This window comes from Nocardia sp. NPDC004260 (assembly GCF_053603155.1).
Genome location: NZ_JBSGEZ010000134.1, coordinates 1 through 9644 on the forward strand (window position 1 = coordinate 1; position 9644 = coordinate 9644).

19 protein-coding genes and 1 pseudogene are annotated in these 9644 nt (G+C 65.8%); all 20 read right to left on the minus strand.

Features of this window, described 5'->3' with window-relative positions; translation table 11 throughout:
• A pseudogene (locus tag ACWEO7_RS36785) lies at window positions 1-945 on the minus strand (terminase); the annotation flags it as partial.
• Window positions 946-1389: a phage terminase small subunit gene (locus ACWEO7_RS36790; RefSeq protein ID WP_452430167.1), complete on the minus strand. Its 444-nt coding sequence runs from the start codon at window positions 1387-1389 to the stop codon at window positions 946-948.
• A 123-nt stretch (window positions 1390-1512) separates the two neighbouring features.
• Window positions 1513-1836 carry an HNH endonuclease gene (locus ACWEO7_RS36795; RefSeq protein WP_452430169.1) on the minus strand — a complete coding sequence of 108 codons (324 nt, stop codon included), beginning with the start codon at window positions 1834-1836 and terminating at the stop codon, window positions 1513-1515.
• Window positions 1836-2060: a hypothetical protein gene (locus ACWEO7_RS36800; protein ID WP_452430170.1), complete on the minus strand. Its 225-nt coding sequence runs from the start codon at window positions 2058-2060 to the stop codon at window positions 1836-1838. The genes ACWEO7_RS36795 and ACWEO7_RS36800 overlap by 1 nt, the downstream gene beginning before the upstream one ends.
• A 191-nt stretch (window positions 2061-2251) precedes the next feature.
• Window positions 2252-2611, minus strand: coding sequence for a hypothetical protein (locus tag ACWEO7_RS36805; RefSeq protein WP_452430172.1), 360 nt, complete (start codon window positions 2609-2611; stop codon window positions 2252-2254).
• 97 nt (window positions 2612-2708) lie between these two features.
• Window positions 2709-3017: a hypothetical protein gene (locus ACWEO7_RS36810; RefSeq protein ID WP_452430173.1), complete on the minus strand. Its 309-nt coding sequence runs from the start codon at window positions 3015-3017 to the stop codon at window positions 2709-2711.
• On the minus strand, window positions 3017-3259 hold the full coding sequence (locus ACWEO7_RS36815; protein WP_452430175.1) for a hypothetical protein: 243 nt from the start codon (window positions 3257-3259) through the stop codon (window positions 3017-3019). The genes ACWEO7_RS36810 and ACWEO7_RS36815 overlap by 1 nt, the downstream gene beginning before the upstream one ends.
• A complete protein-coding gene (locus tag ACWEO7_RS36820; protein ID WP_452430176.1) occupies window positions 3252-3587 on the minus strand; it encodes a hypothetical protein in 336 nt (111 codons plus the stop codon). Before ACWEO7_RS36820 ends, ACWEO7_RS36815 begins: the two co-directional genes overlap by 8 nt.
• A 106-nt stretch (window positions 3588-3693) precedes the next feature.
• Window positions 3694-3831: a hypothetical protein gene (locus ACWEO7_RS36825; protein WP_452430178.1), complete on the minus strand. Its 138-nt coding sequence runs from the start codon at window positions 3829-3831 to the stop codon at window positions 3694-3696.
• Between the two features lie 113 nt (window positions 3832-3944).
• Window positions 3945-4340, minus strand: a complete 396-nt coding sequence (locus ACWEO7_RS36830) for a hypothetical protein (protein ID WP_452430180.1) — start codon at window positions 4338-4340, stop codon at window positions 3945-3947.
• A 160-nt stretch (window positions 4341-4500) separates the two neighbouring features.
• The gene (locus ACWEO7_RS36835) at window positions 4501-4707 is read right to left on the minus strand and encodes a hypothetical protein (RefSeq protein ID WP_452430182.1); all 207 of its coding nucleotides are present in this window, start codon (window positions 4705-4707) and stop codon (window positions 4501-4503) included.
• Between the two features lie 114 nt (window positions 4708-4821).
• Window positions 4822-5400 carry a hypothetical protein gene (locus ACWEO7_RS36840; RefSeq protein WP_452430183.1) on the minus strand — a complete coding sequence of 193 codons (579 nt, stop codon included), beginning with the start codon at window positions 5398-5400 and terminating at the stop codon, window positions 4822-4824.
• A 61-nt stretch (window positions 5401-5461) separates the two neighbouring features.
• Complete coding sequence (locus ACWEO7_RS36845; RefSeq protein WP_452430184.1) at window positions 5462-6028, minus strand: GIY-YIG nuclease family protein; 567 nt, start codon at window positions 6026-6028, stop codon at window positions 5462-5464.
• Between the two features lie 191 nt (window positions 6029-6219).
• A complete protein-coding gene (locus ACWEO7_RS36850; RefSeq protein ID WP_452430185.1) occupies window positions 6220-6591 on the minus strand; it encodes a hypothetical protein in 372 nt (123 codons plus the stop codon).
• Entirely contained in the window at window positions 6588-6830 is a 243-nt protein-coding gene (locus tag ACWEO7_RS36855) for a hypothetical protein (protein ID WP_452430187.1), read from the minus strand. The genes ACWEO7_RS36850 and ACWEO7_RS36855 overlap by 4 nt, the downstream gene beginning before the upstream one ends.
• Complete coding sequence (locus tag ACWEO7_RS36860; protein ID WP_452430188.1) at window positions 6827-7360, minus strand: hypothetical protein; 534 nt, start codon at window positions 7358-7360, stop codon at window positions 6827-6829. Before ACWEO7_RS36860 ends, ACWEO7_RS36855 begins: the two co-directional genes overlap by 4 nt.
• Complete coding sequence (locus ACWEO7_RS36865; RefSeq protein WP_452430190.1) at window positions 7357-7647, minus strand: hypothetical protein; 291 nt, start codon at window positions 7645-7647, stop codon at window positions 7357-7359. Before ACWEO7_RS36865 ends, ACWEO7_RS36860 begins: the two co-directional genes overlap by 4 nt.
• 326 nt (window positions 7648-7973) lie before the next feature.
• Window positions 7974-8804 (minus strand): DUF6221 family protein, encoded by an 831-nt coding sequence (locus tag ACWEO7_RS36870; protein ID WP_452430192.1) that lies wholly within the window; start codon window positions 8802-8804, stop codon window positions 7974-7976.
• A complete protein-coding gene (locus ACWEO7_RS36875; RefSeq protein ID WP_452430194.1) occupies window positions 8801-9130 on the minus strand; it encodes a DUF6221 family protein in 330 nt (109 codons plus the stop codon). Before ACWEO7_RS36875 ends, ACWEO7_RS36870 begins: the two co-directional genes overlap by 4 nt.
• Window positions 9127-9495 (minus strand): helix-turn-helix domain-containing protein, encoded by a 369-nt coding sequence (locus ACWEO7_RS36880; RefSeq protein WP_452430196.1) that lies wholly within the window; start codon window positions 9493-9495, stop codon window positions 9127-9129. Before ACWEO7_RS36880 ends, ACWEO7_RS36875 begins: the two co-directional genes overlap by 4 nt.
• Window positions 9496-9644 lie beyond the last annotated feature (149 nt).

A 9644-nucleotide genomic window follows, 5' to 3' on the forward strand; every position in this document is an offset into this window, starting at 1 on the left:
CTCGAGATAGGTCTTGTCCGCCTTCGGACGATCCCACTGCCCGGCGATCCCCTCGATGTCCGACCACTCCGCGACGTCCGGGCCCGAAGCCTCGGTGATCGCGGCGACACGGTCTTCGTAACGGTCGAGGTCGTATCCATCGCTGGCCTGGCGGTGGAAGAAGAAGAACGACGGCCGATCCACCTCGCCGCGGGCGATCTTCTCCGCTTCGAAGAACTCGTCTTCGGCGACCGAATCCTGCCCAGGTTGTCCGGCGGTGGTGAACGACGCCATCCACGGATCCTCGAGCGGGCGCTTCGGCAGGTTCGCGATCATCGTCTCTACCGCCGCTTTGTGGTTCGGCAGGTAGAGGCGGTGGGTCTCGTCCAGGATCTGGCAGGTGGTGCGCGCGCCATCTCGAGCGTTCGGCGCGCCGGCCAACGGAACCGCTTTGCCGTCGGCGCGGCCGTCGGATCCGATTCGGATGATGCGGTCTAGGCCGATGTCGAAGCACTCGGGGTCGGCGCCTTCCTCGCACACCACCATCAGCGCGCCGTACGCCAGCTCCGCGACCTGCTCCTGAGTGTTCGCCAGCATCGGAATGTACGGGTCTGCCACCGGTCGGCCGAGGCGTGGGGTTCCGTCCTTCTCGAACCCGTTGAACCGCACTGGCGCGTCTGGGTGCAGCTCGGCGAACGCAATCCACGCCGCCAACTCGGTCTTCGCTGAACCCTTCCGGACACTGAGCCCGCAGCGCTGGAACCGGCGGCGCCCTTCGCGGTGATGCCCTTTCGGGAACACCTCATAGGCGCGGTAGATCCACAGCTTCTGATCCGAGTTCAGTCGCGCGGGCTGCCCCTTCAGGCTGCCGGGACCGAAGACCGCCTTCTCCTCGATGAACTCGACAACCTGATCACCGAGCGTCGGGAAGGATTCGTCCTCCAGCGGTGGGAAGATGCGGAGCACTTACGCTCCGCGTATCGCCTGCCGCGGATCCGGGGCCGATGAAGGCTTCCGGGTCGCGCGGCGCTGAGCAGTCCGCTCCGCCGCCGTCTCTCCGCGGTCCACTTCCCACTGCAAGCTGCGGCGTGCCATCGGGGTAAGACCGCACTCCCGCAGCAAGTGCCGAGCTTCCGTAGCGCTGGTCACCCGCGACGCCGGCGACGTCTCCTCATCCCACACCTGCTGAATCAGGCGAGCAGCCAAGAACAAGGCGTGCCGATCCGACTCGGTCCACTCCGGCGCCATCGGCGAAGACCAGCAGTCATCCCACCAATCCAGCACCGCGGGGTGCCAAGCGAGATGGTCAGGCAGATCAGGGATCTCGGGGTTGTCGACCGCGCGCAGCGTTGCCCGGGTCGAAGTCTTGTTGCGGCGCGCCCGCAGGCTCGCCGGCTTCGAGGCAGCCATGTCGGCACCTCCTTCGCGGGGTCAGCCCGTGGCGGGCAGCGACCCCCTGGGTCGTACGGGGGGGAATGTGCAGAGCGCCCCGATGCCTGGCGGAGCCGGGGGAGGGGGCTCCCCGCCCTGGGGTCAGCCAGCGCGGTCGCGGTTGGTCTTGGTGCGGTGGCAGTGGGGGGCGTTGCGGTCGTGCACCGCGGCCAGATTTCCCTTGGCGTCTGTGCCGCCTTGTGACATCGGCGTGATGTGGTCTGCGGTGTCGGCGCCTGGCCGACCGCAGAGGTAGCAGATCCAGTTGTCTCGTTCGAGCACCGTTTGCCTGAGCCGTTCCCATCCGGGTGGCTTCTGCCATCCGCTGGGTGTGGCCCAGGCTTCGGTGTGGTCGGGGCAATACTTGGTGTGCTTGATCAGGGTGGTGCAGCCGGGTGAGGGGCAGCGGCGTGGCGCCTTGGGCATCAGTGCCCCTTGGCGCGTTCCTGCTTGGCGTGTGTGGCCGGCCAGATCCCGAGGGCTTCGTGGTGATACTCGGCGCACAGACCTTTGGGGTCTTTGACGTACTTGCCGAGGTGGCGCACGCATCGGTCGAAGTCGCCGGGTGCGCCCCACTTGATCTTCACTGCGCCCTCGCCGTGGACCCAGTATTCGCGGAGCCTGGCTGCTGGTGCTGGATTGCCGGCCATCACATCACCTCATGCGGTGTCTACGAGGAGCCTGTGGCGAGCAAGTGGAACAGGGCGCGTGGGATCTGGAAGTCGTTGTAGCTGATCAGGTCCCAGGCGAGGCCGGCGAGGAAGCCCAGCATTGTTTACTCCTGTCACGAAACATACCGCTGAATTCGATGCGACCAGCGGCGATGCCGCACCTCGTGCGGTCAGGTGGTGGGTTCGGTCGGTTCCTCGCGCACCGGCTCGGGCTGAACCGGCTCCGGGGCGGGCTCAGCGGCCCGCGCGGGCTCCGGCTCGACGGCAGGCTGCTCGTCCGGGACGACGTTGTCCAGGTCGACCGCAGCGTCCTTCAACGCCTGGATCGCGGCCTGGTCGGCGTCGTCGAGCTTGCCGGCGTTGGCGAGCTTGGTTTCCAGCTCGCCGATCTTCACCAGGATCTCGCCCTTGGCCTTGTCCAGTTGGTCCTTCACGCCTGTCAGGGCGTCGGCTACCTGTCCCATGTTCTTCTCCATTCCGAGTAGGGCGTTGATGACGTCTCGTGTGGTGGTGATGAATGTCCAAGCCATGGCGGGCCTCCCGTTCAGCCGACCTTGATACGGAACATCCGCAGGACGAATCGGCCAACGCGCAGCATCAGGGCGTCCCAGAGATCAGCTGGGCGCATCACTGGCGCGCAGGGCCGTCGTAGCCGGACAGGCGGTCCAGCAGCGGCACCCAACGGCGCGCCAGCTTCTCGGCCGTGGTGAGGGCCACGCCGGTCTCGGCGTAGCGAACTCCGTTGTGCGCGGACGCGTAGTTGCCGAACGAGGACGTTCCGCCACCGACACCGCCCTTGATGACGCCGGTCTTGGTGTCTCGGAGAAGTATGCCGCCGTTGGGCAGCTGTACCGTCACCAGTTCCACGGGCTCGACCGTCGGGCGGTAGATCCGGTGTGCGGTGCGGATCAGTAGACCCGCCAGTGCCTTGCGCATCAGTCGTCCTCCGGCTTCTCGGGTGCTCCACTCACTGTCCACAGCGACCCATCAGCGCCCTCCAGTGTGACGGTGCGCGGCCGGCTGCCGCAGCAGCCCTCGATGTCGCCTGTGCGCTTGTTGCGGAACACTGTGAGGTGGCTGTTGGGTAGGTGAATGGCCTCGAACTCCACGCGGGCTGGTGCGGGAGGGACGAGGTGGTCGGCCCAGCGGCGGAGATAGCGGGCCAGCAACCTACGCACCGACTCCGCCTCCCAGGAAGTGCCTATGCAGCTCCGCGGCCGCCTCGCCCGCCTTCACGGGATCCGGTTCGGTCATGGCGATTTCGATCAGCCGGTGCCGTTCGGCCCTGCGGGCGTCTTCCTCCGCGCTGCCGGCCTGTGTGTGGGCTTTCTCGTACTCGGCGTCACCCAGATATGCCAGACGGCATCCACGCCCGTCCTCGCGGAAGCGGATACCCTCACCGGTCTCGAAGGTGAAGTACCAGCCCATGAGCTTGGGCGCGCCCTCGTAGTCGATGCGGTTGGCCCACTTGCGCAGGAACTTGCCGATCCGCGCGCGGGTGCTCACCACTGTCACACCGCGATCGGTGCCGTGTACGCCAGCTCCAGCGTCTTCGCGGGGGCGGGATGGCAGAACAGGCGAACCAGGGCGGACAACACGGTCAGATCGAGCATCAGGCGTTCTTTCCCTTCATCCACTCCGGCTTCGTGCCACCGGTAACGACGAACAGAGAGCCGCCCGGCGCGGCGGTGCAGTCCATCACCGACACCTCGACATCGTCACGGGCGAGCAACTCGACTGCGGCGTCCATCAGCACTCCCAGGCGAAGTGCTCGTAGGCCCGGCGGATGTCCTCGGCCAGTGGAGCGAGGATCGCGTCGATAACGGCGTACAGGTCCATCAGGGCTCCAATGCGATCGGTAGGTCAGGAGTTCGCAGCAGCGAGGCGGCGGCTGATATCAACCACTTCCTGCGGGTTCTCGGCCCGCCACGTGGCCCAGCTCTCGTCATTGAGCTTCCAACTCAGCCACTCCTGCACATCAGCGGTGGGCGTATACGGCTCACCGCCCGCGATGCAGCGTTCGCACCGCTGGGGCGCGTCCTGATCGCCTCCGGTGTCATCATCGGGCAGGGAGTACAGCAGGTGGCTTTCGCAGAAGTACAGGCCACACCCGCGCTCGCCGCCATACGGCTGGCCGCCGCAGACGTAGGCCAGGCCGCGGTGGATCTCTCTGCCGCAGTCCGGGTGATCACACTGGGCGGGAACGCCGTAGCCGATGTCGCGCCGCCAGTTGGTGTCGAAACCGATGGACCATCCCATCGTGGGCTCCTTGTCGGTTACCGATGAAAAAGGAATCCGCAGGTCACACCGCGAACTGTTCGGAAATGCCGAATACTTCGGAAAGAAGGGGCCGCAGCGCGCGGCAGCTCACAGGCTGTGGAGAAAGGAGCTACCGTGCGCTACGACGTTTGTGGGCCACCTACACGCGGCCGGCGGCGCGGCGGGTCTGCTGCTCGTAACGGGCGATGTCGATCAGCCGATACAGCTTCCGGCCACGAAGATCCATCCCCACCGCCTGAATCTTGCCGAGGGAAGCCCACTTCCGGATCAACGCCGCCGTGACGTTGAAAACGGAGGAGGCTTCCACAGTGGTCATCTTCTGCTCTAGGCCGTCGGTGACGATCAATCCAGGCACCTCCCTGGAAACGACAAAACCCCCTCAACACTGGGTGTCAGGGGGTTCCTGGGCACGACGAAACAGCCGCTCAGGTGTGAAATCTACATGATCGGCTGCCGGTTGTCATGCCGCCACACCCTGTTCGAGGAGTGTGTCCAGAACCACCCGCGTATAGAACGGGTAGTGCTCCTCCCGGATCACATGCCCGCAGTTGCCACAGTCGATGCTGTCATTGTGGGCGTCCAACGTCCGGAACAACGTCCGCAGCTCGCAGGACGGGCACGGGGTCGGCAACAGCTTGCGTGGACGTGTGAGGCCGAGCTGGGAGCGGATCTTGCCGTGGAGGTCTTTCATCTCCACAGCCATGTCGCCGCCGAAGTCCGCGGCCGCCAGTTGGGGGATGCGGCATTCGAGGTAGTACCAGGCGGCCCGGACCCGCAGGCGCTCAGCGATGCCGGGATGGGGTGGTGGGGTGTCGCCGAGGAGGTCAGCGAGGGTGTCGTGGGTTCCGTTGAGGACCGTGGCGATCTCGGCGGCGGTGTCGGATGCCCACTCCGCGGGGTGCCCGTACACGCGGGTCGGGTCAGCGAGTATTTCCCGCGCCCGCCGTGTGGGGGTGGGCATCTCGGTGGTGATGTTCACCCAGTCCATGACCAGCCAGCCGAGCAGGCGCGCGAATCGGCGCTGGCATGGCTCGCACATACCGAGGCTTGTCAGGTAGGCGTCGCCGTTCTGATCGCGGCAACCCGGGTATGTGCAGGGACTAATTCCCACGGCGTGACCTCTCCCTCTTCCGATGTGTGACGACCTGCGGTTTGTGAGTACGGCGCTGAAAGTCGCCCGGGTCCCAAATGTCATCGGTTTCTGGGGAGTTGATTTCAGAGATCCGGTTCAAGACCTCCGCATTGGCCTCGAACCATTCCCGACCGTCGGTGCGCCAAGGACTGAACCGACTGTGCTCGTCGCGCTCGAGCTGGCGGCCGCCCTTCCGGATCTTCAGGATTTCCATGGTGGGCGGATAGGTGGCGAGCCTGCGATCGAGGTCGGTGGTGTGACCGATCTTCACGCGGTCGCCGATGCGGAGGTAGTAGACGTAGCCGCTCGTCTGCGGATCTGCCTTTGGCAGTGGCGGCAGCCCCTTCGGTATCTGCGAGTCTTCCTGCATGGCCTGTACCGCAGCCCATGTCAGCAAGGCATGGTCTTGGCACAGCAGGACATTCGCGTGCAGGAACCGGTAGCTGACGTTTACGGTGCACAGCGCCCAACTGCATCGCGTCGATGAGGGCGAATCGGGATGTGGCCTGTGACGACCACCCGCATAGATGCTCATGACCAGGGCCTCCACAGCCTGTCGCTCATGAGTTCGATTCTATCGATTTTGTCCGCTGATCTCGAGTCGCCACACATGCAAGTCACACCCCGGAAAGCACCAAGGCCACCCCGGCTAGAAGGGGTGGCCTCAGGTAGACAAACCAGCGGACGCGGTGCTGATTGCTGTTTGACGGGGATGACGATAGCGGATCAGGGTGACGAACTCGAGCCGGTTGATCCTGCCGCCTCGGCCAGCCTCTCGATTGTCGTGAATTCTTCGTGGGCGGAGAAGCGCCGCTCGCATCGGGTGCACGTGGCGTAGCCGAATTGGCCCACGATGGCCGCGAATCGGTTCGAGGCGGCAGCGGCGCAGTCCTCGCATTGCAGGCCGGTGCCACAGCCGTGCTGGTCGTACCGGATGGCCGCTGGCCGATACTCCAGACCATGCCCCGCCCTGTCTTGGCAGGCTGGATGGTCGTAGAGGCTGTCGCGCGCCTTCTCGGCATTCATGTCGTCGAGAAGCGACAGGCACTGGTCCAGAATGCGCTGCGCGAGTGCGGCTTGTTCCGGGGTGGTGGTCACGGCGTCCCTCCGAGCGCACGCTGTCGGTAGTACGCCGCCTCCTGCGCCGCTTCCATCCACGACTCATGGACTGCCGAGTGGTGGTAGGCGATGAACTGCTCCCAGTCCTCTGGCGGGACGACGTTGCCGTGCCCGTCGGTCAACTGTGTGAGGTTGCCGTCTGCGTCGTAGGTGCGGGTGCAGCCCCTGCCCCAGCGGTCGCGGCACTCTTGGAAGTCGATGGGTTCTGTGTCGCTCACGGCTTCTCCCCTCGCTCCCCCGATAAGCTCAAGCCGACCGGAACAAGTGCGGCGCGCTCCCACAACCGCCACTCTCCCGCCTCAGGTTTCGTCTCACACCGGACCGCCATCCACCTCGCCTTCCGGCCCCAAGGTGGTGACGACTCGTCCAGTTCGAAATCCACTGGCGCGGGGATGTCGCTGCCCCACTCGATCATGCAGTCCACGACGACCTGCTCCCCCACTCGAACCTCCCAGCGGGTGGCGTGCGAGCCGACGTGGGCGGTTTGGGTGATGTTCACCGTGAGATTCGCGGGGTCGTCGCAGCGCCACCACGGACCGCTCGGCGGCCGCATCGGGACAGGGCGGGGCTCACGCGGACGGCAACCGACGAGCCCTCCGGGGATGTATCCCTCGTCGTCGCACCCATCGTCCGGGCCATCGCCGCGGCGGACGCCTTCCTCCAGCTGCCACCGGACGAGTTCGCCGATCTCGTCCTGCTCCAAGCCTGCTATGGCGTCGAGGACGGCTTGCTCTGGGTTGGCAGTCACCGCACTCCACCCCGCTTCCGCGCGATCCGCTCCAGCTCCTCCTGCGTCCGATACTCTCCGGTCTTCACCCATCGCCGCATGGCCAGCTCGCACCCAGCGACGAGTGCTACGCCGTTGGCCGCGCCGCCATGCGATGCCTTGCCTGTGCACCCGCAGTAGCAGCGGCGCCGATTGCGGTAGCGGCCGGGCAGCAGATACATGTACCGCAGGTGGTCCTCGCTGGAGCCGACTCTTCCCCAACCGGTCTGCCCTGCGGCTTGCGCTTGGAGGCGATGCTTCTCGCTCACGGCTTCTCCTCCCTGCTCATGCTTCGAGTTCCGCGCGCTGAATACGGCCGCAGTCGGTGCAGCGCCGCTCCTGCCGTTCATGCTCGAACGTGTTCGGCGCGGACCACTCTGTCACGCATCGAACCTTGACCAGCTGCCACTTCGACCAGGAGTGGCGGTGAAACCAGTTCACGGCTTCTCCCCTCGCTCCTGGTCGACCGGGTTCGGGCACGGCCCTGCACCGCGCTCGGTGCCGCACGCCCAACACCGCTGGTTCACCATCTCACCGCAGTTGTGGCAGGGGATGTCACCGCAGTAGTTACGTGGACATCCGCATACTGTGGCGCTCACGTCGGTTCTCCTGTCTCGGTGGGCTCGGCGCGATGCCGGGGGCGACGCCAGTACGACTCTTCCGTGTAGTCGAACCGCTCCCAACCGTCACGGCCCGCGTCCACATTCCGCTCCCAGCCCTCGCCCTCGGGACGCTCGTCGGCGTACTCCCAAGCCTTGCGCGGGCCTTCGGTTATCTCGTACTCATAGCCAGGGTGCGCGAAGCGGCGGTGCAGGTCGGCTGCGGACATATCCTGGGCGGGCTTGGCCTCCTCGATGGGTTCGAGGTAGAACGCCCGCCGAACTTCATCACCGGTCGGTTCATCCCCAGCGACGCGGTTGATGATGGCCGTGTCCTCACAGGCCGTGCAGCGGTAGGTGGACGCCTCGAAGTCGCCGATCGTCGAGCGGTCCTCCAGGGTGATGTCAGGGTGTTCGCACCCGCCTCCGGCGTACCCCGCCGCGAGGGCTTCGATGAACAATCCGCAGGCAGCGTCGAAGCCCTGCTCGAAGTAGTGGCTCTCGGCGTCCCGATGGAATCGCTTGCCCTGGAACAGTTCGTCGCGGCGCTCGATCAGGTCCAGCCCCTTCCGTATCGCCTCCACCCGGTCTAGTGTGGCCTTCGGGGATTGGCGGGTGATGTGCTCCGTGTCCGCCGTCTGGTGGTAGTCGAGCAGGTCGGCTTGAGACTCGGACTCGCAGAGGGTGAGTCCGTAGTAGTTCGCGTTCGCCGAGAACCACGAACCATCCCCGGTTCCGGCGGTGTCGTGGTCGGCCGCTGCTCGCGCTATCCGCTCGTCCTCGGCGAGTCCAGCCCGCAGGCGCGACAGGAAGTCCTCGGTGGTCACGAGCCCCCCTCGGGGTAGATGGAGGCCAGTTCATCCACGAACTGTCGACAAGCCGACCGGTAGCCGCGCCCGTAGGCACGCGCTTGCGGGTCTGTGTCGATGCTGGCCATGCGCATCTCGTTCTCGTAGCGCCCAAGCATCTTCCGTATCGCCTCTACCTGGCGCAGGACGCGAGCAGGGTCGTAATCCACACCGACAGCGTTGTCCGTGCCCGTGACGACCCAAAGCTCGCCGCCCTGAGATTCGGCTGCCTGCTGCGCCTTCATCGCGTCGCGCTCGTCCTCGGCGAGTCCAGCCCGGAGACGGGACAGGGGGTCGGAGGTCACGGGGTCTCCTCGGCGTAGGCGGGGCCGAGCGCGTCGCGGATCGCGAAGAGGCGCGCTCGCGCCTCGTGTAGCAATCTGGCGTCGACGGTAGCGAAACCCGGAACCAGATCTGACGGTGCGACTCCGAGGGCGGCGGCGTATCGCATCACCAGGGTCGCGCTCGGAAGACGCGTGAGCCTCTTCGTTGACTCGGCGTTCCAGATCACATCTCGCGACTGCCCGACCGCCTCGGCAAGAGCCTGCATTGACATCCCCCTCGCCTTCCGTGCGCCCCGCAATGCCGTCGCGAATGACTCCAGTTGTTCACGCTCCCACTGGTCCCACTCTTCGGGGGATTGCGGAGGTCTATCGGTACCATCAGTCACGGCTGAATCTCTCTTCTCGTCGTGCAGATTCGGTCAGTGGCCGGGGTGTGTCAGAGCCCCCGGCCACGCTCAATTTTACCAGGTGAGAGCGCATTTCACGCCGCCTCCTCGGTCAGGTCGGCCACCGTAATCCACACTCCTGGACCACA

Excerpts from the sequence above, each read along its gene's own strand:
- ACWEO7_RS36790 (WP_452430167.1), bottom strand. The coding sequence starts at position 1,389 with ATGGCTGCCTCGAAGCCGGCGAGCCTGCGGGCGCGCCGCAACAAGACT.
- ACWEO7_RS36795 (WP_452430169.1), bottom strand. The coding sequence starts at position 1,836 with ATGCCCAAGGCGCCACGCCGCTGCCCCTCACCCGGCTGCACCACCCTG.
- ACWEO7_RS36800 (WP_452430170.1), bottom strand. The coding sequence starts at position 2,060 with ATGGCCGGCAATCCAGCACCAGCAGCCAGGCTCCGCGAATACTGGGTC.
- ACWEO7_RS36805 (WP_452430172.1), bottom strand. The coding sequence starts at position 2,611 with ATGGCTTGGACATTCATCACCACCACACGAGACGTCATCAACGCCCTA.
- ACWEO7_RS36810 (WP_452430173.1), bottom strand. The coding sequence starts at position 3,017 with ATGCGCAAGGCACTGGCGGGTCTACTGATCCGCACCGCACACCGGATC.
- ACWEO7_RS36825 (WP_452430178.1), bottom strand. The coding sequence starts at position 3,831 with ATGGACGCCGCAGTCGAGTTGCTCGCCCGTGACGATGTCGAGGTGTCG.
- ACWEO7_RS36830 (WP_452430180.1), bottom strand. The coding sequence starts at position 4,340 with ATGGGATGGTCCATCGGTTTCGACACCAACTGGCGGCGCGACATCGGC.
- ACWEO7_RS36840 (WP_452430183.1), bottom strand. The coding sequence starts at position 5,400 with ATGTGCGAGCCATGCCAGCGCCGATTCGCGCGCCTGCTCGGCTGGCTG.
- ACWEO7_RS36845 (WP_452430184.1), bottom strand. The coding sequence starts at position 6,028 with ATGAGCATCTATGCGGGTGGTCGTCACAGGCCACATCCCGATTCGCCC.